Source organism: Aquabacterium sp. (genome assembly GCF_049317225.1).
GTDB lineage: Bacteria > Pseudomonadota > Gammaproteobacteria > Burkholderiales > Burkholderiaceae_C > Aquabacterium.
Genome location: NZ_JBMOIR010000026.1, coordinates 1 through 22,146, shown reverse-complemented (window position 1 = coordinate 22,146; position 22,146 = coordinate 1). Strand labels below are relative to the sequence as shown.

Genomic DNA, 22,146 nt, shown 5'->3' with positions numbered 1-22,146 from the left:
TGCCTCAGAACCAGTCGGCTTCCACGCGTGCACAGGTCAAATCCCGGCGCGCCACCACGGTCAGCCAAGCGTCGATCTTGGGTAATTCATAGCCAAAGAAATAGTCTGCAGCGGCCAGCTTGCCCTTGAGGAAACCGTCACCCAGCGGGCTCTTGTCCCACTGACCTTCGGCTTGGGCAGCCTTGGCGGCCAGCGCCAGCTCCAGCCAGATCCACGCCAGCACGGTGTGACCAAAGGCTTGCAAGTACAAGGTGGCATTCGCCAGCGCCTCTTCAGGCTGTGCGGTGCTCCAGGCCGCCTTGGTGGTGGCGCCCACCTTTTGCAGGGCACCCGCCAAAGCGTTGGCATGCAGGGCCAGCCCTTCGGCCTGCCCCGCCTTTTGAATGGTTTCGCTGATGCGCTCGGCCAGCACGGCCAGCGCTTTGCCCCCGTTCATGATGACCTTGCGCCCCAGCAGGTCCATCCCCTGGATGCCGTGGGTGCCTTCGTGAATCATGTTGAGGCGGTTGTCACGCCAGTACTGCTCAACCGGGAAGTCACGGGTATAACCAGCACCGCCCAGCACCTGAATGGCCTGGCTGTTCGCTTCCAGAGCCCACTCGCTGGGCCAGCTCTTGGCGATCGGGGTCAGCAACTCCAGCAGCAACCGCGCCTTCTCGGCTTCTGCCTCGGACCCGGTTTGTTCGTCGTCCACCAGTTGGGCGCACAGCATGGCCAGTGCCAAGCCGCCTTCGGCCACGGCCTTTTGCATCATCAGCATGCGCTTGACATCGGTGTGGTGAATGATCGGGATCTGGGGGCTCGCAGCGTCTTTGCCTGCGGCGGTCATGGGGCGGCCTTGCGGGCGATCCTTGGCATAAGCCAGCGACGCCTCAAACCCGGCGTAGCCCAGCATCGTGGCACCCAGACCCACACCAATACGCGCTTCGTTCATCAAAGTGAACATGCACTTGAGGCCTTCACCCGGCTTGCCGATCAGGTAGCCGACCGCACCCGCTTGACCATGAACCGGGAACTTGCCTTCTCCAAAGTTCAGCAAGGTGTTGACGGTACCGCGGTAGCCACACTTGTGATTGAGCCCAGCCAGAGACACGTCATTGCGTTGCGGAGTGATGGTGCCATCGGCCTCGACGAGCTTGCGCGGCACGATGAACAGCGAGATGCCCTTCACGCCAGGAATGGTCTTGCCGTCCTCACCAGGAATCTTGGCCAGCACCAGGTGGACGATGTTGTCGCCCATTTCATGCTCACCGCCCGAGATCCACATCTTGTTGCCCTTGAGGCGAAAGCGTGGACCCAAGGGATCTTGCTGCCACGGGGTCGCACCGTGCGCTTCGCTGGCGGTATCGGGCACCGCCTTCGTGGCGATGTCAGACAAGCTGGAGCCGGCTTGAGGTTCGCTCAGGCACATCGTGCCAAAGGTCCGACCTTCAAAGCTGGGCTTGGCAAACACATCGATCTGCTTGGGTGTGCCGTGAGCCAGGATGGTGTTGGCATTGCCGCGTGTCAGCATGGGATAACCCGCCAGCGACACGCTCGCCTTGAAGAAGAAGCTCATGGCGGCCATCTCGACCACCGTGGGCAACTGCATGCCGCCGACCTCAGCATCCTGCGCACCGGCAATCAGTCCCGAAGCGATGAAGGCTTGCAGCGCCTTGGGCGTCTCTGCGGGCAGGTGAACACGCTCCCCATCGAACTCTGGCTCTTGCACATCGGTCAAACGATTGAACGGCGCGAACTGCTCTGCGGCGATCTTCTCTCCGAGGTCCAATACCGCATCAAACGTCTCGCGGCTGTGTTCGGCATGGCGTGAGCGCTGGCACAAGGCATCGGCCTTCAACCAGTCGTAAAGCAGGAAATCGAGTGTGGCGCGTTGAGTCATGTTTCAGCGATGCGGCACTGCCGCGGCAACGTTCAGGGCAAAAAGAAGCCCAGCCAGGCAATGGGCCAGACTGGGCTTGTTCGCGAGTGATCAGGCGATCACGTTCATCTCGGCATCAATTGAAGGTCTTGCCTGCATCAGCCAGCTTGACCAGCAACGGCGCGGGCGTCCAGAAGGCCTGATCGTCGTGAGGATTGGCAGCGAAATGCGTCATCTTCTCGACCACCTTGGACAGGCCCATCAGGTCGGCATACAGCATGGGGCCGCCCCAGGCCAGAGGGAAACCGTAGCCCGTCAGGTAGACCATGTCGATGTCGGAAGCCTTGTTGGCAATGCCCTCTTCCAGAATCAGGGCACCTTCGTTGACCATGGACAGCACCAGACGGTCAACGATCTCTTCATCGCTGATGGCACGGGCCGTGATGCCCTGGTCGGCACGCACCTGGTCGATGGCGGCTTGCACTTCGGCAGAAGGGACGGGCTCGCGCTTGCCGGCTTCGTAGTCGTACCAGCCCTTGCCCACCTTCTGACCATAACGGCCGAGTTCGCACACGGCGTCGCCCACCTTGCTGTAGACGACATCGGGCTTCTCGATCGAGCGGCGCTGACGGATGGCGTAGCCAATGTCGTTGCCAGCCAAGTCACCCACGCGGAAGGGACCCATGGCAAAGCCGAAGGCTTCCGCCGCCTTGTCCACTTGCTGAACGGTGGCGCCTTCCTGCACCAGGAAGAAGGCCTGACGGGTGTACTGTTCGAACATGCGGTTGCCGATGAAGCCATCGCACACGCCGGACACCACCGCGACCTTCTTGATCTTCTTGGCGACCTGCATGACGGTGGCCATCACATCCTTGGCCGTGTGCTTGCTGCGCACCACTTCCAGCAGGCGCATCACGTTGGCCGGGCTGAAGAAGTGCAGACCCACCACATCACCGGGGCGGGAGGTCACTTCGGCAATCTTGTCCACGTCCAACGTCGAGGTGTTGGAAGCCAGGATGGCGCCCTGCTTCATCACGGCGTCCAGCTTCGCAAACACTTCGGACTTGACGCCCATGTTTTCAAACACGGCCTCGATGACCATGTCGGCCTGGGCGATGTCGTCGTAGCTCAGCGAGGTCTTGAGCAGGCTCATGCGCTGCTCGTACTTCTCTTGGGCCAGCTTGCCCTTGGCCACTTGAGCTTCGTAATTCTTGCGGATGATGCCGACGCCACGGTCAATGGCTTCTTGCTTCATTTCCAGCAGGGTCACGGGGATGCCGGCGTTGAGGAAGCACATGGTGATGCCGCCGCCCATGGTGCCAGCGCCAATGACCGCCACATTCTTGACGTCGCGCACCGGCGTGTTGTCGGGCACATCGGGGATCTTGCTGGCGGCGCGCTCACCAAAGAAAGCGTGCTGCATGGCCTTGGCCTGTGGCCCGACCATGATGACCTTGAAGATGTCCAGCTCTTTCTGGATACCCACATCGATGTCAGGCGTCTGTGCAGCGATTTCCACCGCGTCAATGCAACGTTGGGGAGAGACCAGACCACGGCGAGCCTTGGCCATGTCGGCACGGGCCTTGTTGAACAACTCAGCATCCGCCACAGCCGGCACGGCCAGATGGCGCACCAAAGGCATGGGGCGCACATCGGCCACTTCCAGGGCAAAGGCCTTGGCACCCGCCAGCAAATCGCCGTCGATCATCTTGGCGATCAGTTGTTGGCCGGGCACCTTGGCCAGCTTGTCGCTCGGCACGGACATGCCCGTGGTCACCATTTGCAGGCACAACTCGACCGGCAAGACGCGCGGCAAACGCTGGGTGCCTCCACCGCCGGGGATCAGGCCGATGTTCACTTCAGGCAGCGCCACCTGCACGCCCGAGGTCATCACACGGTAGTGACAGCCCAGCGCCAGCTCCAGGCCACCCCCCATCACCACGCCATGCACGGCCGCGATCACAGGCTTGCTGCTCTTTTCGATCGTTTCGATGGTCAGGTGCAGGCCTGGCGTGGCAAACGCTGCAGGGGTACCGAACTCACGGATGTCGGCACCACCACAGAACACCTTGCCCGAACCGATGATGACGATGGCTTTGACGCTGTCGTCGGCATTGGCCTGGTTCACGCCGTCCACGATGCCAGCACGGGTGCTCAGACCCAGGCCATTGACGGGAGGATTGGTCAGGGAGATGACGGCCACGCCGTCAGCCACTTGGTAGGAGGTGCTCATAAGCGGTCTCGGTACAACGTTCACAGGGAATCCCGGTGCGCGGCCTTTGTGGAGCCCCGCCCAGAAAGCGCTTGCCTTGCCTGAATTTCAATTCTGACAAGAAGTCTTGTAAGAATAGCCGAGATTGTCACAAAGTGCATCGTTGCGTCAAGCGTTCAGGTGCCAACAAAGTGAAAAAGGGCACCCTCTGGTGCCCTTTCCTGTTCGGCTCATCAAGCGGTTGGCAGCTTGTGATCCTTGAACATCTCACGCAGCTTCAGCTTGTAGAGCTTGCCGGTCGCGGTGTGCGGCAACTCGTCCACAAACACCACGTCATCCGGCGTCTGCCACGTGGGGATCTTGCCCTTGTAGAAGGCCAGCAACTCTTCGCGGGTCACCTCGGCGCCGGGCTTCACCACCACCACCATCATCGGACGCTCGTCCCACTTCGGATGGTGGGCCGCAATGGCCGCCGCTTCGTGCACGGCGGGGTGGGCCATCAGCACGTTTTCCAGTTCGATGGAGCTGATCCACTCGCCACCAGACTTGATCACGTCCTTCGAACGGTCGGTGATCTGCATGTAGCCATCGGCATCGATGGTGGCCACGTCCCCAGTGGGGAACCAGCCGTCATGCAGCGGCGACTTGTCAATGTTGAAGTAGTTGCTGATCACCCAGTGACCGCGCACTTCCAGATCGCCCGTGGCCACACCGTTCCAGGGTTGCGGATTGCCTTCGCCATCCACGATGCGCATGTCGATCCCAAACACCGACTTGCCTTGCTTTTCGAGGATCTTCTGCTTCTCTTCGGCCGGCAGGTGCGAGTGCTTGCTCTTGAGGCGTCCCAGCGTCCCGATGGGCGACAACTCGGTCATGCCCCAAGCGTGCACCACTTCCACGCCGTAGTCGTTCTCGAAGGTACGGATCATGGACGGCGGGCAGGCCGAGCCACCAATCACCGTCGTCTTGAAGGTGCTGAACTTCAAGCCGTTGGCCTTGACATGGTTGAGCAGACCCAGCCAGATGGTGGGCACGCCCGCACTCATGGTGACCTTCTCGCTCTCGAACAGTTCGTACAACGAGGCGCCATCCAGGTGGTGCCCCGGCATCACCAGCTTGCAACCCACCAGCGCGGTCGAGTAAGGAATGCCCCAGGCATTGACGTGGAACATGGGCACCACGGGCAGGATGACGTCGGTGGCTTTGATGCACATGGCATCCGGCAAGGCCGATGCAAACGCGTGCAACACGCTGGAACGATGAGAGTAGACCGCCCCCTTGGGGTTGCCCGTCGTACCCGAGGTGTAGCAAATGCTGGCAGCCGTGTTTTCATCAAAAGTCGGCCATTCGTATTGGCCACTCTCGGCTTCTACCAACTCCTCGTAGCAATGCAGATGCGGCAGCGAGTGGTCGCGCGGCATGTCATCGCGGCCGCACATCAGCACCACGTGCTTCACGCAAGGCAGGTTGGGAACCAGCTTCTCCACCAACGGGAAGATGTTCAGGTCCACAAAGATGACCTTGTCCTGCGCGTCATTGATGATCCAGGCTACCTGCTGCGGGAACAGGCGGGGATTGATGGTGTGGCACACCAGACCAGAGCCCGAGACCCCGTAATAGATCTCCAGGTGGCGATAGCCGTTCCACGCCAGGGTGCCCACGCGGTCGCCCGGCTCACAGCCCAAACGGGCCAAGGCTTGTGCCAACTTGCGCGAGCGCAGCTCGACTTCACCCCACGTCGTGCGGTGGATGTCGCCTTCCACACGCTTGGACACGATCTCGGTATCCCCGTTGTGACGCGCTGCGTGTGTCAGCAGCGACGAAATCAACAAGGGCATTTGCATCATCTGGCCCATCAGGCTCATAACAACCTCCGGCAATCACGCTCGACATTGATCCGAGGCCCCTTCCAGAAGGCACCTCTTTTGACAATTCATCTTTTCAGATGAAAGTCAATCATAGGTCGATTTGCGTCAAACAGATATCGCAACCAACTCAGTAATGACCCTGATATATCTGACAACACCAACACCCAGAAATGGTCCGGAAATCAGAGCAAATCCACGCTTGCAGGGTGCATTTCCAACACGCGATTGACCCACGACACCCGGGACCGCTACATTACTGACCGACGAGTCAGTTATTTTGGATCCCCTTGACCCCGGCCACGCCCCCCTCCTCGCAGCCAAAAAGCCATCAACGACGCAAGGCCGAACGCCCGCAAGAGTTGCTGGAAGCCGCGCTGCACCTGTTCATCCACAAAGGGTTGGCCGCCACCCGCATGGAAGATGTGGCCAAGGATGCCGGGGTCTCGAAAGGCACGCTCTACCTGTACTACCCCAGCAAAGACGACTTGTTCAAGGCGGTGGTGCAGGCCTACCTGAGCGAGGTGATCGTCGAAGGCAGCAGCCTGTTCGACCTGCACGAAGGCTCCACGTCCGAGTTGCTGTATCGCCTGGCCCAGACCTGGTGGACGCGTGTCGGCTCCGCCAAAGCCTCGGGTCTGATCGTATTGATCATGAGTGAGATCACCGCCTACCCTGATCTCGCCCAGTTTTATTTGAACGAGGTGGTGGCGCCGACGCACTTCCTGCTGCGTCGCGTCATCGAGCGCGGCATCGAGCGAGGCGAGTTCCGCGCGCTCGACGTGACCTCGGTGGTGCATGCACTGATCTCGCCCATTCAGTTTCTGATCACCTACCGCCAGTGCACCTCGGTGTGCGCGGTCAACCCCGTGCCCCTGGATCCGGAACAATTCATCGCCACGCAGATCGAACTGCTCCTTCGCGGTCTGGAAAGCCGCCCCCACCCTGTCGACGGAACAACATGAAGCTGTCTCGCAAATGGTTGGCTCTGGCCCTTGGTGTCCTGGTGCTCACAGGCGGCATTGGCCGGGCCATTCATGCGCGCAAGGCACAGCAAGCCGAACTGGCCCAAAGCACCGCCACCGCGCAAAGCCTGGGCGTGCAACTCACCGACCGCGACCTCTACACCGTGGCGGCTCAGCCCTTGACGGTGGTGCTGCCCGTTTCTGGCAACGTGGTGGCCCAGCGCACGGCCATGGTCAAGGCCAAAGTGGCGGCCGAATTGCTGAGCCTGTCGGTCCGCGAAGGTGACACGGTCACCCCGGGTCAAGTGCTAGGACAACTCGACCCGCAAGAATTCACCCTGCGCCAGCAGCAAGCCCGCCAGCAAACCGCTTCGGCCCGCGCCATCTGGCAAAACGCCGAACAAACCCTGCGCAACAACCAGGCCCTGGTCCAGCAAGGCTTCATTTCCAAGCAAGCGCTCGATGGCTCACAGGCCAACGCCTCGTCCAGCCTGGCCAACCTGGCCGCGGCCCAAGCGGCGACCGATCTGGCCGACAAGGCCCTGCGTGACACCCGCATCGTCGCGCCCATTGGTGGCCAGATTGCGCAGCGTCTGGCGCAAGCCGGTGAGCGGGTGCCCGTCGAAGGACGCATCGTCGAAATCGTTGACCTCAACACACTGGAGTGGCAGGTCGCCGTCAACCCGCAGGATCTGACCCAGGTGCAAGTCGGCAGCCAGGGCGCGCTCCGCATCGACGGGGTGCCCGAGGCCATCCCGGCCAAAGTGGTGCGCATCAACCCCAGCGCCGCCGCTGACACCCGCGCCGTGATGGTTTACCTGAGCCTGCCCAAGCACCCTGCTTTGCGCCATGGTCTGTTTGCGCAAGGACAGATCACGCTGGCCCAGCGTCAGGCCCTGGCCATTCCGCCAAGCGCCGTCACCCGCGATGGTGGACGCGATCAGGTTCTGCAACTGCGTGGTCAGCAGGCGATACGCGTGAACGTCCGCCTGGGCTCGCGAGCACAAACCGCGGCGGCCCCCAACCAAATCTGGGTCGAGGTGCTGGACGGCATCCAGCCGGGGGATCGCATCTTGGTCAACGCCGCTGGCACGGTGCGCGAAGGCGCATCGGTGCAAGTCAACGCGACATCGGCAGCAGCCTCACGCTGAACCACACGAAAGACACCCCACCATGTGGTTCACCCGCCTGTCGATTGGCAACCCGGTCATGGCCACCATGATGATGATGGCATTGGTCGTGCTGGGGCTGTTTTCATTCCAGCGTCTCAAGGTGGACCAGTTCCCGGACATCGAATTTCCGACGCTGGTGGTGCAAATCGCCTACCCGGGCGCCTCGCCCGAGATCGTGGAAACCGAGGTCACCCGCAAGGTTGAAGAAGCCGTCAACACGGTGGCGGGCATCAATCAATTGTACTCACGCTCCTACGAGGGTAGCTCGGTCGTCATCGTGCAGTTCAACCTGAACATGGACGCCCGCCGCGCCGCTGAAGATGTGCGCGAAAAGCTCTCGGCGCTGCGCCCCTTGCTGCGCGATGAGGTCGAGGACCCGCGCGTGCTGCGCTTCGACCCCGCCAACCGCCCCATTTTTTCGCTGGCCCTCAGCTCCCCCGACCGCAGCCAAAGCGATCAGGCCCTGACCACTTACGCCGACCAGATCCTGCGCAAGCGACTGGAAAACGTGCCCGGCGTGGGCAGTGTCAGCCTGGTGGGCGGGCTCAAGCGCCAGATCAACATCCACCTCAAGCCCGAGGCGCTCGACGCCCTGGGTCTGCGCGCCGAGCAAATCGCAGCCATCGTCCGCCAGGAAAATCAGGACCAGCCGGCTGGCAGTGTGCGCACCCTGCAGCAAGACCGCGTGGTGCAGATCGACGCGCGCCTGCGCTCTGTCGAAGACTTCAAGCGTGTGATCGTGGCCCACCGCAATGACCAGCCCATCTACCTGTCTCAAGTGGCCGACGTGATCGATGGCCCGCAGGAACTCGAGAGCCTGGCCCTGCTGGACGGTCATCGCACCCTCGCCCTCGACATCCTCAAATCCCAAGGCGAAAACACGCTGGATGTCGCCCGTGGGTTGACCGAGGTTGTCGAGGCCGTCCGCCACGAACTGCCTCCCGGCATGAAGCTCGACATCGTGCGCGACAACAGCCGCCAGATCAGCGTGGGCGTCGACAACGTGCGTCACACCCTGATCGAAGGCGCCGTGCTCACGGTGCTGATCGTGTTCTTGTTCCTGAACTCCTGGCGTTCTACCGTCATCACCGGCCTCACGCTGCCCATCTCCATCATCGGCACCTTCCTGTTCATGCAGTGGTTTGGCTTCTCCATCAACATGGTCACGCTGATGGCGCTCAGCCTGTGCGTGGGCCTGTTGATCGACGACGCCATCGTGGTCCGCGAAAACATCGTGCGCCACGTGCAGATGGGCAAGCCCGCCATGCAGGCCTCCCTCGACGGCACGCAAGAAATCGGGCTGGCCGTGCTGGCCACCACCCTGTCCATCGTGGCCGTGTTCCTGCCGATTGGCTTCATGGGCGGCATCATCGGTAAGTTCTTCCACGAGTTCGGCGTCACCATCGTGGCGGCCGTGCTCATTTCCATGTTCGTGAGTTTCACGCTCGACCCCATGCTGTCGAGCATCTGGCACGACCCGGCCATCCACCAGCATGGCGCCGTCGTACAAGCCAAAGACTGGTATGACCGCAGCATTGGCCGTGTCACCGGGGCGGTGGACCGCTGGTCCGAGTCCCTCAGTGTGGGTTACCAGCGCCTGCTGGGCAGTGCCCTCGACCACCCCTGGTGGACTCTGCTGATGGCAAGCGGCAGCCTGGTCGGCAGCGTCATGCTCATCCCCTTGATGGGCACCGAGTTCGTACCCAAGGCCGACTACTCCGAAACCTTCGTCAACTTCTACACCCCGGCGGGCACCTCGCTGGAAGCCACCGAGGCCCGCACCCGCGAGGTCGACGCCCTCATCCGCAAGATGCCCGAGGTGGCTTACACCCTGTCGACCCTCAACACCGGCGCCGCACTGGGCCGCAACCAGGTGTCGATGTACATCCGACTGACCGACCGCCACCTGCGCCAGCGCAATGTCGACCAGCTCTCAGCGCCCTTGCGTGAGGCCCTGTCGCAACTGCCCGGGGTCACCGTGACACACGTCGGCCTGCTGGATTCGGTCGCCGGCCTCAAGCCCATTCAGCTTTCCATTCAAGGTAACTCGCTGGCCGCCTTGGATCAACTCAGCCAGGGCGTGCTCGCCAAGCTGCGCCACATCCCCGGTCTGGTCGACCTGGACAGCAGCCTCAAGCCCAACAAACCCACGCTCGACATCCGTGTCCGCCGCGATGCCGCCGCCGATCTGGGCCTGAGCGTGGACGCCATCAGCAAAGCGCTGAACGTGCTGGTCGAAGGCAAGGTCGTAGGCAGTTGGCGCGCCGAAGACGAACAAAACTACGACATCCGCGTCTCCCTGCACCCCGATGCCCGCCGCACCGCTGACGACCTGCGCAACCTGCCCTTGGTCATCGGCGCCGACGCTCAGGGCACGCCCCGCATCGTGCGGCTCAAGCAGGTGGCCGACGTGATCGAAGGCCTCGGCCCCACACAGATCAACCGCCGCGACCTCAACCGCGAAATCGAAATCACGGCCAACTTCACCGGCCGCTCCATGGGTGAAGTCTCGGCTGACATCCGCAAGGTGCTGGACGCCACGCCCTGGCCCAGCGGCTACCAGTACCGCTTTGGCGGCTCCACCAAAGACATGCAGGAATCCTTCGCCTACGCGCTGTCGGCGCTGGGCCTGGCCATCGTCTTCATCTACATGATCCTGGCCTCGCAGTTCCGCAGCTTCTTGCAGCCCATCGCGCTGATGAGCTCACTCCCCCTGACGCTGATTGGCGTGGTGGTCACCCTGCTGGTCTTTGGCTCCACGCTCAACATGTTCTCCATCATCGGGATCATCATGCTGATGGGCCTGGTCACCAAAAATGCCATCTTGCTGGTGGACTTTGCCAACCGGGCCCGCAACGGCGACAGCGGCGAAGGCCATCAGACCGAGCCCCTGCCCCGCCGCGAAGCCCTCTTGCTCGCCGCCCGTGTGCGCCTGCGCCCCATCCTCATGACCACGCTGGCCATGGTGTTCGGCATGGTGCCCCTGGCCTTTGCCATGTCGGAAGGGGCCGAGCAGCGCGCCCCCATGGGGCAAGCCGTGATCGGCGGCGTACTGGCCTCGTCCCTGCTGACTTTGGTGGTCGTGCCGGTCCTCTACAGCTTCCTGGATGACTTCACAGAGTGGGCCAAAAACCGACGTTCGCACACTTCCTTGACCCAAGGTGCCCCCAAGAGCGGCGGTGTTTCTTAAAATCTCCGCTTTATCCGGATCCCCCCTCGTTTTGCCAAGGATGCCCAGCATGAACCTCGAACAAGCCCGCTTCAACATGATCGAGCAGCAAATCCGCCCCTGGGATGTGCTGGACACCTCGATTCTTTCTCTGCTGGCTGCTGTCAAGCGTGAAGACTTCGTGCCCGCCGAGCACCGCGGCCAGGCCCTCATGGATCTGGAAATCCCACTGGGTGGCGGTCGCTGCCTGCCTGCCCCCCGCGTGGAAGCCCGCCTGGTCCAGGACCTGAACCTGAGCAAGACCGACAACGTGCTGCACATTGGCGCCGTCACCGGCTACGTCACCGCCCTCATCGCTCACAAGGCCCAACGCGTCGTGGGTCTGGATGCCAGCGCTGACCTGGTCGCAGCTGCACGCGCCAACCTGCGCAAGGCGGGCATCAGCAACGCCGACGTGCAACAGCACGATGGCACCCAAGGTTTCGCTGGCCAAGCCCCCTATGACGCCATCTTGCTGACCGGCTCGGTCGCCAAGGTGCCTCAAGAACTGCTGGACCAACTGAAGGTCGGTGGCCGCCTGCTGGCCGTGGTGGGCAATGAGCCTGTCATGCAAGCTGTGCTGTACACCCGTGTGGCCGCCAACCAGTTCAGCAGCCAAAACCTGTTCGACACCGTGTTGCCCCGCCTGCCCGGCTTCGCCGAAGGCACCCGCTTCACGTTCTGATTCCCGACGTTTCACCCACAGGACCCCATGATGCCCTTGCACACCACTTCCTCTGCACAGGCCTGCGCTGCCAGCACTCCCAGCCGCTGGACTCCACTCGCCCGCGCAGCCACGATGGTGATCCTGGGCGCCATGGGGGCGCAGACCGTTCAGGCAGAAAACCTGATGGACCTGTACCAGGCCGCCCGTCAATACGACGCCAGCTACCTGTCCGCCAAGGCACAAGCCGAATCGGTCGAATTCCAGGCCGCACAAGCCCATGCGCTGCTGCGTCCTTCGGTCAACCTGCAAGCCTCGGTCACCCGTAACCGCCTGGACTCGTCCATTCCTGCGACGACCTCTCCCCTGCTGGGCACCGTCAACTACGACACGCTGTCCACCGTGGGCAAGGTCGGCATCGCGGCGCGTCAGCCTCTGCTGAACCTGGCCAATTCCGCCAAGGTGGACCAGGCCGAACAGGCGCTTGAAGTGGCCCAGGCCGACCTGAAACAGGCTGAAGACGACCTGGCTGTCCGCGTGGCACAAGCCTACTTCGATGTCTTGTCAGCCCAGGATGTACTGAACACGGCTCAGGCCAACAAAAAGGCGCTGGCCGAGCAACTGGCCGCCGCCAAGCGCAGCTTTGATGTGGGCAACGCCACCATCACCGACACCCGAGAAGCCCAAGCCCGCCATGACCTGGCCAGCGCTCAAGAAATCGCCGCGACCAACGACCTGCGCGTCAAGCGCATCGCACTGGATCAACTCGTGGGCCGTACCGACGTGAAGCCCAATCCGCTGCGCACCCCGGTCACCCTCGACACCCTGGCACCGGGCCAAATGGACGACTGGGTCAGCCAGTCGGTGAACGCTCCATTGGTGCGCAAAGCAGAGATCGGCTTGAAGATCGCACAACTGGAAGTCGACAAAGCGCGTGCCAACCACCTGCCTACGCTCGACGCCGTGGCCAGTGCAGGCCGCACCCAGGTGGACAGCAACAACAGCTACACCAAGAGCTCCAGCGCGCCCGGCAACGCCGGATCCATTGGCCTGGAATTGAACGTCCCGCTGTACGCTGGCAACGCCATCCAGAACAAGGTGCGCGAAGCCCTGCGTCTGCAAGAAAAATCAGGCAACGACCTCGATAACGCGCGCCGCAGCATGTCGCTGGCCACCCGTCAGGCTTTTTCGGGCTTGCAATCCGGCTTGGCTCAGGTCAAGGCGTATGAAGCGGCGGAGGCTTCCGCCAAGCTGGCTCTGGAAGCCACCCAACTGGGCTACAAGGTCGGTGTCCGCATCAACAAGGATGTGCTGGATGCGCAAACCATGCTCGCGTCCACTCAGAAAGACCTGTTCAAGGCCCGTTACGACGTCATCATGGCCTCATTGAAGTTACGCCAGGCCAGCGGCACCTTGAAGGCCGATGACCTGGTCGAGCTCAACAAACTGGTCGCCCAGTAAGCTGACTCAGGCCCGCTTGCCGGGCACCATGTCCAGCACCAGTTGCTGCAACCTGACCACGTCCAGCGGCTTGGTCAGGTAGTCCGCAAAGCCCGCCGCACGGCCACGCTCCAAATCCTTGGGCATGGCATTCGCACTGACCGCCACCACAGGGATGTGGGCCGTCAACGGGCTTTCACGCAAACACTGCATCACTGCATAGCCATCCATGTCGGGCAAATTGATGTCCAGCAGGATCAGGTCAGGCTGATGCGTTCGCGCCAACTCCAAGCCCAACCCCGGCACCATGGCGCTCAACAGTCGCACACCCGGCAACATGCTCAGCACGTTGTCGACCAGTTGCAAATTGGTGGGATTGTCTTCAATGCACAAAACGGTGCGGCTGACCACGGGCAGTTGATCGAAGGGCACGCCCGCATCGCCAGACTGCTGCGGCAACGTGGGTGACAACGTCCCATCGGGGGCACGCTTCAAGCGCACCCAGAAGGTACTCCCCACCCCGACTTGGCTTTCCACACCGATCTGCCCGCCCATCAAGGCCACCAGACGCTTGCTCAAGGCCAAGCCGATGCCCGTGCCCTCAATCTGCTGCTCATCTGCCGCCAGACGCTCGAACGGCACAAAGAGCTTGGCTTGCTGCTCTGGCGTGAGTCCCGCGCCGGTATCGCTGATGCGGAAACAAATCTCATCGTTTTCCTGGACACAACTCACGGTCACCACGCCGCCCGAGTGGTTGTACTTGATGGCATTCGACAAGAGATTCAGCACCACCTGCTTGATGCGCGTGCGGTCCGCCATGATCTGGAGCCGATCCAGGCAACTGGCTTCCATCAACCTAATGTGGCGCGCCTGTGCCTGCGGCTTCACCAGTTCCAGACACTCTTCAATCAAGGTCAGCAACTGAACCTTCTCCAGGCTCACCGTCATCTGACCGGACTCGACACGCGCCAGATCCAGCACCTCGTTGATCAGCGACAGCAGATGTCGCCCACCGCTGAGGATCTGTTTGACATGCCCCGCCAGAGGTGCCTCCCGCACCGACAGCTCCAGCAATTGTCCAAACCCCAGGATCGCATTCAGGGGCGTACGCAACTCATGACTCATGCGGGACAAGAACTCACTCTTGCTGCGGTTGGCACGTTCGGCATCTTCCTTGGCTGTCAGCAACTCAGCCGTGCGCGCGGCCACACGGCTCTCCAGTTCTTCGTTCAGTTGCCGCAGACCGTCCTCAGCCAGACGACGCTCAGTGACATCACGTGAGACCAGCAGAAAGGTCGCTTCTTGTCCGGGAATGGTTTTGCGCGCCACAGACAACTCAAACCAACGGGTTCCCGCGGCGACAGGCAACCGCAATTCACGGCCCCACACACCGCCGTGCTCGTAGGCGTCTTGAACAGCCTGCATCACCACCTGAGCGGCGTCCTGCGGCAGCATTTCGTTGACAGTACGGCCGATCAACTGCTGCGGGGCGGCGGCCAGCAACTCCGGACGTACCGCCAGCACACGGATGTACCGACCACGCATGTCCACTTCAAACAGCAGATCCGGCATGGCATGCCAAGTCGCTGCCAATTCCTGCCGCAAGGCCTCCAAGCCCATCGCCATCTGATCAATTTCGTCCCACCCCGCGCGCGGAATGTTCACATCCAACTGGCCTTTGCGCAGACTGGATGCGGCACGATCCAACTGATACAGCGGCTGCGCTACATAGCGACTCAGCAGCCACAGCAGCAAGACCGCCAGCAACACGTTGCCAAAGACTTCGGGGATGCGGTGCAGGATTTCGTCATCACGCACCTGCGCTCGCAAGCTGGTCAGGTCATGCACGACATAGACCACCCCGCGCCGGGAACTGCGCACCTCGTTTTGCGCAGCCGGCAAATCGAAGCCTTGCAAGCCGTCCATGCGAACGCCATCCGGGTCCATCGACCAGTCAGGCAAACGGCCCTGGGCCACACGGATGACACGCTGCATGTCCAGCCCAGGCAGCACCTCACTGGCCATGCGCCCCACCCAAGCCGAGCGCTGTGCCATCAAAATCTCACCGGTTTCCGTCAGCAGCAGTGCGGCCTTCAGTTGCGGCCGACTCGCTTGCTGCGCGATATCAGCGGCAATGAACGACTGGGCATTGGGCCAGGTCTGATCGCTGAGCCGAGCCAACCGCGCCACGTCCGCCATGAGCGTGACGCGCGCATCCTCATCCAGCCTTGCCTGCCGCTGGTGAATGGCGTACCACAGGGACAAACTGCCCACCAGAAACACACCCGCCAGCACCAACAGAGGCAGAATGACACGCAGAGAGCGCTGCTTCATGTCAGGCTCTCCAGAAAGCGCGCATCAATCACATTGGCAGGCGACGGCATCGTTTTCAATAACCGTGTGCGCACAGCCATCTCACCCACTGTTCGAACCGACTCCAGCAACCGAGGCTGAGCCCCCGTGAGCCACACTCGGTTGTCGGACAAGCTCATCATGTGCATGCCCTTCATGGCCTGCATGACTTCAACCGTCTGCAGTTGCAGACGAGGTGCAACCAGCGCGGCAGATTGGTCCTGATGCGCATCCCAGTACGACAAGGCTTTGAAATAGGCCTGCATCAGCGTACGCACATGCCCTTCCGATTGAGTCAGGGCATCCGCTCGCGCAACCAGCACATCCACGATCAGTCCGGGATACTGCCGGCTATCCAGCAGCAATTTGGCACCCTGGCTCTTCAAGCGGGACAGCACGGGCTCGAACGTCACCAAGACATCCACCTTGCCGGCGGCATAGGCGGCGGCATGTTGATCCACGGTCATTTCCACTTTGACCACATCGGCCGGCTGCAAGTGAGCCGCCTCCAACAGCTTCGCCATCATGAGTGCACCCGTGGCCGTGGACTCCACCCCAATGCGCTTGCCCCGGATGTCAGACAGACTGCTGATGCTCGGCCGCGCGATGACGGCATCTCCCCCCATGGATTCATCAAAGACCAACACCACACGCAGGTCCAGCCCGCCTTCACGCGCGAGCAAAAACTCGTCCAGCGTCAAGGTTGCCAGTGGCACCTCGTGGTTGGCCAAGGCCATCAGACTGACCGTATTGGAGGGGAACTCCACCAAACGGATATCCGGCTCCTGGATGTAGCCCAGTTCACGCGCAAGGTTCAACGTCTCGTAACCCAACCATGGCGTGATGGCCACGCGCAAGGGCGGATCTGCACGCAGGCACCCCGACAGGCTTGACAGGGCAGCAGCCCCGGCCCACAAACAAGTCGTCTCCCTCAAAAAACGGCGTCGCATCATTTTTTTTGTTTCCTGCCGGTTGGATGGCCCAACAATCATGACGATTTTGCATGTCAATGTTGTGCCAGTCAGCCGGGAAAGCGATCACCCGCACGGCTGATTGTCAAAACCTGACATGTCTCCAAGCCTTTCACGCCATCAAGGATCGCACAGGCACGCCCATGTCCGACCAGTGATCGGGATGACATGTGAACATCAGCACCTGATGCCGTTGAGCCGCATCAAACAACACGCGCTTCATCCGCTCCAGACGGTCGGCATCGCTGTGCACCAACGCATCATCCAGGATCAGCAGCGTCGGTCGCCCAGCCTCCTTCAGCAAATCGGCATAAGCCAGACGACTGATCACTGCCAGTTGTTCACGTGCACCAAAGCTCAGCGCGTCAAACTGACCGCGCTCTTCCTCGCCCGACGCCAAGCGCCTGATCAGATAGTCTGGCGTCAGTTGATCGCTCACCGCCACCTGCGCATGCGGAAACAGCAGACGCAAATAGTGTTCCAGGTGTTTTTTCAGCGGCGCCTGCAATCGCTCCAGCGCGTCTCGACGCTTTTGCTGAAACTGCTGGCATAACAAAGACAAGGCCCCCGCACGACGCTGCAACTCCGCCACCCGCTGTTTGGCGCGTGCATGCTCTCCGGCCAGCACTTGACGCTGCTCTTCCAACCCCTGTGCACCCACCTGCTGCAAGGTCCCCTCCAGCACCTGAATCCGTGTGTGACGCTGCTGATGCGCCTGCTCCATCAAGGCAATGCTGCGCCCCAGGCGCGCGATCTCTTGCTGCAGGATGTCGGGACGCGCCTCATCACGCTGGCGCATCAGTTCCTGCACCAGCGCGCGCTGCACCTGTGCGTCTTGCGTCACCTGCGCCAAGCTGCTCAACGCCTGCTGATGCCGCACCACATGCTCCGGGTCCGCCAACTGCGCCTGCACCAAAGCCACTTCGCGCTGGGCGGCCACTTGCTCGGCCTCCGCACGCGCACGGGCTTGCAGCGCCTGAGTCAAGGCCTCACGGGCCGCCGACTCCAAGCGCTCCGAATCGTGCAAAGCCGCCTCGGCCGCCGCCATACCCTGCACGGGCTCCGACGCAGACTCGGGCAGCGCTTGCAAGGCCTGGTCACACGCCGCGATCTGTTGATGTGCCTGCGCCAAGGCCTGCCGCAATGGTGCCAGCCCCTGTGGCGCAATCCACTGCAGGGCCTGCTCCGCCAGCTTGATCTGGGCGGCCAAGTCCTGCTGCGACTCATAGCGGCGCTCAACCTCCGGCATTCCCGCCAAGCCCAATCGCTGCAGGTGGTCCTGCAAGGTGCGTTCAACTTGTGCGCATTGCTGCGCCAGCAACGCCACATCCTGCCCACCCGGGGTGATGCGCAAGCGGCCCACGCCCGGCACATGCAGCGACAAGGGTTCCGCAATCAGCAACTCGCCCTCACCGGTGAGGGGCGGCACCGTCGCATCCCCCTCCAGCGCCATGGTCTGGCCCGGTTGCAAGGTGTACTGCAAGCGGGTGGCGATGGCCTGCCGCTGCACCTGCAGGGTCTGCCACTGCTTCTCCAACTGGCGCAAGGCCTCCACGTCGGCCTTTTGCAAGACCGGCGCCGTCATGCTGACTTTCAGTTGCGCCAGACTGTCCGACCGGGCCACGGCATCCGTCAAGACCTGCTGATACCGCTGAGCGGCCGCATCCGCCTCTTGACGTTGTGACAGCAATAAGCGCCGATTGGCATCCTGACGCGCCGCCGCCAGCAACATCCGGTCGCGCTGAACATGCTGCGCACGGTCATCGGCAAGTTGCTGGGCCACACGGCACGCGGCATCTGCCGCTTGCCATTGTTCGGCGGCTCGCGCGGCATCCTGCTCGCGCTGCATTCGAGCGGCCTGCAACTGCGTCACGCTCCGGACCTGTGCTTGCAACAGGGCTTCTTGCTGCTGCAAGCGGACCAAGCCCTGCTCGGCATCCGCGAGTTGCTGGACACGCTGCGCCACCGCCTGCTCGGCCTGCCGCGCCTGGGCCAGCTTGTCCTTCACCGCATCCCAAGGACGCTCCAGCGCCTCCTGCTGATGCTGGCGCCGCAGTGTCGACAACTGGTCCACGTCCTGCTGATAGCGGGCGATGCGTTCATCCAGGTCCGCCATGTCCCGCTGCAACTGCTCTGCTGCCTGAATGGCGGCCAGATACGCGGCCCTCGGTTTGCCTGTGGCCGTCTGCAACTCGTCCAACTGCGCCTGAAACTGCGCGAGCAATTCATCCCCCAGGCTGGCGGCCACCTCACTGCCCAAAGCGGCATCCTGCCGCGCCGCCAAAGCCTGACGGATGTGATCCTGCGCATGTCCGGCCGGATCACCTAAGGCCTGCCCCGTGCCCTGTTCAATCCACAGCAAGCCCGGAATCCCCCAATGCTCCGGCCGGCTCGCCCCCTTGGCCGCGTACGAAAACCCCAACCACTGCGCCAGCAAATCCTCGGCTTCAGCGCCGTCCTTTGTCTGACCGTTCACGGTCAGACTGCAACGTGCGCGGGTACCCAAAAATGACTTGAACAACTGGACCGACTGTTGCCCCAACTGGAAGTCCACCTCAACCTGAGGCGTGGCCGAAGCGTCCCCCCACGGACGCAGATCTTCGACCACCTTGGAGCGATAGCGTTCAAAAAAGGCCGCGCGAATGGCGCGCACCAAGGTGCTTTTGCCAGCCTCGTTCGGCCCCGTGAAGATATTGAGACCCGGTGTCAGGTCGGCCAGTTCAAATGCCTGCCGAAACTGGCGCAACTGGGCCACGCGCAAACGCGTCAACTGCATGCTCATGCGGCACCTCCAGGGGGCGTGATGGTCACGGGTTGGCGCGCCAACAAGGCCTGCATCAACAAGGTCATGGCCTCGGCCGCCGTGTCAACGCCCTCGCCGGGCGTGCCCTGTGCGTGCCGAAGGTCTTGCAGGATCTCGGCCACATAGCCGTCGGCCTGCACTGAGGCCAACTCGTCTGCGGTTGGCAGCAAGGTCAACCCCTGCGTGTCACAACTCAGGTGGCGAAAGCGGGCCCCGGCTTTTGCCAGTGCCGACAGCACGCGTGCATGCGCCCCCATCGTCAAGTGGCCGCTCACCGACAGTGACACCACCGACGACGACGCCAAGCCCTGCAAGGTGTTCAGCAGCACATCCACGTCAGAGTCCACCTCCAGCCGAGCCGTCAGTTGATGCCAGGGATGCTGCCCCACCGCCAGCGGCGTCACTTCCGGGAGCACCCCGGGTGCGGGAATGTTCACCAGCAAAGCTTGACCAGACTCATTGCCACGGAAGCGATCCGTTTCCGGCGTGCCGGCGTACCAAACGCGGTCCTGAATGCGCTTGCATCCATGCCAGTCCCCCAAGGCCAGGTAATCCAGCCTAGCTTGCTCGGCACGGTCAGGCGCGATCGGGTTGGCCGAATCAATGTCATCAGGCAAGACCCCTTGCACACAGCCATGTGCCAGGCCCACACGCACGCATGACGCGGGAGTTTGCGCCTGATCGAACCACGCCGTGGTGTCACCATAGGTGTGACGCTGAGTCAGCGGCGCCGGCAACACAGCCAAACCTCGATCAGGCCACACCACGGGCTCAGGGCTCAGCGCCAGGTGCACATTCGGCGGCACGGCCCCCAGTCGCACAGCCCGAGTCCAGACGCTCTCGGCCAGCGCGGCATCGTGATTGCCGGAAATCATCACCCAAGGCCCCTCGTAGGCCTGCATGGCGTGGAACATGCGTCGAATGGTGCGATCGGACACCGTTTGCATGTCGAACACGTCGCCCGCCACCAGCACGGCATCAACCTGATGCTGCACGGCCAATGCTGCGAGGCGCTCGACCGCGTGCAAGCGTGCCTCGGCCAAAGGTAAAGCATCTTCCGGCGGAAACGTGGTGAACTGGCGACCAATCTGCCAGTCGGCGGTGTGAATGAACTTTGGCATGAACCAGACTCCCTGACACCTCATGCTACGCACCGACAAGCTCAGCAACTGAGCCCATGAACACAGACAAAGAAAAAGCCCCTTGAGGTTAGAGAACTAACGCCAAGGGGCTTTTTGTATGAATGGTGCCGGCTGTCGGATTCGAACTGACGACCTACCGCTTACAAGGCGGTTGCTCTACCAACTGAGCTAAGCCGGCACTGGTGCGTATTCTACACGGCTTGCATCACTTGATTCGCCGCAGCGCGGGTCGCCCGCCTGTTGGTGGGGGCGTTTCCGGCGAATCGTTGTCATCCGTCGACGTTTTCGTCGGCACAGATGCCAAGCCCACCGGTTTGCTCGGCTTGTCCTTTGGCGCAGACCGCGACTCGGTGGCCAAGCGGATGCCCGGCTCCGTGCTGCTGGCCTGCTCGACACCACCCGCATCCGTGTCCGCGTCGTCGTCCAGCGACGTGGGCGCGTCCACGCCCTCGCCACCGACAGACACCGGTACCGGGAACGCCATGCCCTGCCCGTTTTCGCGGGCATAAATGGCGATCACGTGGTCCACCGGAACGGAGATGTCGCGTGCACGCCCACCGAAGCGCGCCTTGAACTCGATGAAATCGTTGCCCAAGGTCAACTGGCTGGTCGCCTCAAAGCTGACGTTCAGCACGATCTCATTGTTCTTGACGTACTCGCGGGGCACCTGGACAGAGCTGTCCACGTACACCGCCAGATAGGGCGTGAACCCGTTGTCGGTACACCAGTCGTGCAGCGCGCGAATCAGGTAGGGCCGAGTCGAGGTGCCCTGTGCTTCTTGGTCAGTGGACATGCTGTATGGAGCCGATCAGAACGACGCAAGCGATTACTTGCGCATCACCTTTTCAGACGGCGTCAGCGCTTCGATGTACGCAGGACGCGAGAAGATGCGCTCAGCATACTTCAACAGCGGCAAGGCGTTCTTCGACAGTTCGATGCCGTAGTAATCCAGGCGCCACAGCAGCGGTGCAATGGCCACGTCCAGCATCGAGAAGTCGTCGCCGAGCATGTACTTGTTCTTCAGGAAGATCGGGGCCAACTGCGTCAGTCGGTCACGAATCTGGGCACGAGCCTTTTCCAGTTGCTTGTCGTTGCCCTTGATGCCGCCACGGCCTTCCAGCAAGTTCACGTGTGCGAACAACTCCTTTTCGAAGTTCAGCAGGAACAGACGAACACGGGCACGCGCGACGGGGTCACCCGGCATCAGTTGAGGATGCGGGAAACGCTCGTCGATGTACTCGTTGATGATGTGGGACTCGTACAGGATGAGGTCACGCTCCACCAGAATGGGCACCTCGTTGTACGGGTTCATCAGTGCGATGTCTTCAGGCTTGGCGAAAACGTCCACATCACGGATTTCGAAGTCCATGCCCTTTTCGAACAGAACGAAACGGCAGCGATGCGAGTAGGGGCAGGTCGTGCCAGAGTACAGCACCATCATGACGGCGGGCTCCTTTTATCTATAAACAACGAAGCGCAGTGACCGCCAGA

The 22,146-nt window shown here is 62.0% G+C and carries 14 protein-coding genes and 1 tRNA gene; 5 read left to right on the top strand and 10 right to left on the bottom strand.

Features of this window, described 5'->3' with window-relative positions; translation table 11 throughout:
• Positions 1-4: 4 nt before the first annotated feature.
• The 3 genes from ACOYNB_RS13205 to ACOYNB_RS13195 all read right to left on the bottom strand — a co-directional run bounded on the left by ACOYNB_RS13205 (position 5) and on the right by ACOYNB_RS13195 (position 5,938).
• Complete coding sequence (locus ACOYNB_RS13205) at positions 5-1,882, bottom strand: acyl-CoA dehydrogenase (protein ID WP_422839483.1); 1,878 nt, start codon at positions 1,880-1,882, stop codon at positions 5-7.
• 115 nt (positions 1,883-1,997) lie between these two features.
• Entirely contained in the window at positions 1,998-4,094 is a 2,097-nt protein-coding gene (locus ACOYNB_RS13200) for a 3-hydroxyacyl-CoA dehydrogenase NAD-binding domain-containing protein (RefSeq protein ID WP_422839482.1), read from the bottom strand.
• A 212-nt stretch (positions 4,095-4,306) separates the two neighbouring features.
• A complete protein-coding gene (locus ACOYNB_RS13195) occupies positions 4,307-5,938 on the bottom strand; it encodes a 3-(methylthio)propionyl-CoA ligase (protein WP_422839481.1) in 1,632 nt (543 codons plus the stop codon).
• 290 nt (positions 5,939-6,228) lie between these two features.
• On the opposite strand from ACOYNB_RS13195, the gene ACOYNB_RS13190 reads away from it, so the two are divergent.
• From ACOYNB_RS13190 to ACOYNB_RS13170, 5 genes are read left to right on the top strand one after another with little or no spacing between them, the layout of a single operon-like run.
• Positions 6,229-6,903 (top strand): TetR/AcrR family transcriptional regulator, encoded by a 675-nt coding sequence (locus tag ACOYNB_RS13190; protein ID WP_374259158.1) that lies wholly within the window; start codon positions 6,229-6,231, stop codon positions 6,901-6,903.
• Positions 6,900-8,054, top strand: coding sequence for an efflux RND transporter periplasmic adaptor subunit (locus ACOYNB_RS13185; RefSeq protein WP_422839480.1), 1,155 nt, complete (start codon positions 6,900-6,902; stop codon positions 8,052-8,054). Before ACOYNB_RS13190 ends, ACOYNB_RS13185 begins: the two co-directional genes overlap by 4 nt.
• Positions 8,055-8,076: 22 nt before the next feature.
• The gene (locus ACOYNB_RS13180) at positions 8,077-11,265 is read left to right on the top strand and encodes an efflux RND transporter permease subunit (protein ID WP_422839479.1); all 3,189 of its coding nucleotides are present in this window, start codon (positions 8,077-8,079) and stop codon (positions 11,263-11,265) included.
• A 49-nt stretch (positions 11,266-11,314) separates the two neighbouring features.
• On the top strand, positions 11,315-11,968 hold the full coding sequence (locus ACOYNB_RS13175) for a protein-L-isoaspartate O-methyltransferase family protein (protein ID WP_422839478.1): 654 nt from the start codon (positions 11,315-11,317) through the stop codon (positions 11,966-11,968).
• 27 nt (positions 11,969-11,995) lie between these two features.
• The gene (locus tag ACOYNB_RS13170) at positions 11,996-13,408 is read left to right on the top strand and encodes a TolC family outer membrane protein (protein WP_422839477.1); all 1,413 of its coding nucleotides are present in this window, start codon (positions 11,996-11,998) and stop codon (positions 13,406-13,408) included.
• 6 nt (positions 13,409-13,414) lie between these two features.
• Here the strand turns inward: ACOYNB_RS13170 and ACOYNB_RS13165 are convergent, their stop codons facing one another.
• The 7 genes from ACOYNB_RS13165 to ACOYNB_RS13135 form a co-directional block, all read right to left on the bottom strand.
• On the bottom strand, positions 13,415-15,721 hold the full coding sequence (locus tag ACOYNB_RS13165; protein ID WP_422839476.1) for an ATP-binding protein: 2,307 nt from the start codon (positions 15,719-15,721) through the stop codon (positions 13,415-13,417).
• Positions 15,718-16,692, bottom strand: a complete 975-nt coding sequence (locus tag ACOYNB_RS13160) for an ABC transporter substrate-binding protein (protein ID WP_422839475.1) — start codon at positions 16,690-16,692, stop codon at positions 15,718-15,720. The genes ACOYNB_RS13165 and ACOYNB_RS13160 overlap by 4 nt, the downstream gene beginning before the upstream one ends.
• Before the next feature lie 130 nt (positions 16,693-16,822).
• The gene (locus ACOYNB_RS13155) at positions 16,823-19,492 is read right to left on the bottom strand and encodes an AAA family ATPase (protein WP_422839474.1); all 2,670 of its coding nucleotides are present in this window, start codon (positions 19,490-19,492) and stop codon (positions 16,823-16,825) included.
• A complete protein-coding gene (locus ACOYNB_RS13150) occupies positions 19,489-20,634 on the bottom strand; it encodes a metallophosphoesterase family protein (protein WP_422839473.1) in 1,146 nt (381 codons plus the stop codon). The genes ACOYNB_RS13155 and ACOYNB_RS13150 overlap by 4 nt, the downstream gene beginning before the upstream one ends.
• Before the next feature lie 123 nt (positions 20,635-20,757).
• A tRNA-Thr gene (locus ACOYNB_RS13145) sits at positions 20,758-20,833 on the bottom strand.
• A gap of 27 nt (positions 20,834-20,860) precedes the next feature.
• On the bottom strand, positions 20,861-21,448 hold the full coding sequence (locus ACOYNB_RS13140) for a ClpXP protease specificity-enhancing factor (RefSeq protein ID WP_422839472.1): 588 nt from the start codon (positions 21,446-21,448) through the stop codon (positions 20,861-20,863).
• A gap of 33 nt (positions 21,449-21,481) precedes the next feature.
• Positions 21,482-22,096, bottom strand: a complete 615-nt coding sequence (locus tag ACOYNB_RS13135) for a glutathione S-transferase N-terminal domain-containing protein (protein ID WP_422839471.1) — start codon at positions 22,094-22,096, stop codon at positions 21,482-21,484.
• Positions 22,097-22,146 lie beyond the last annotated feature (50 nt).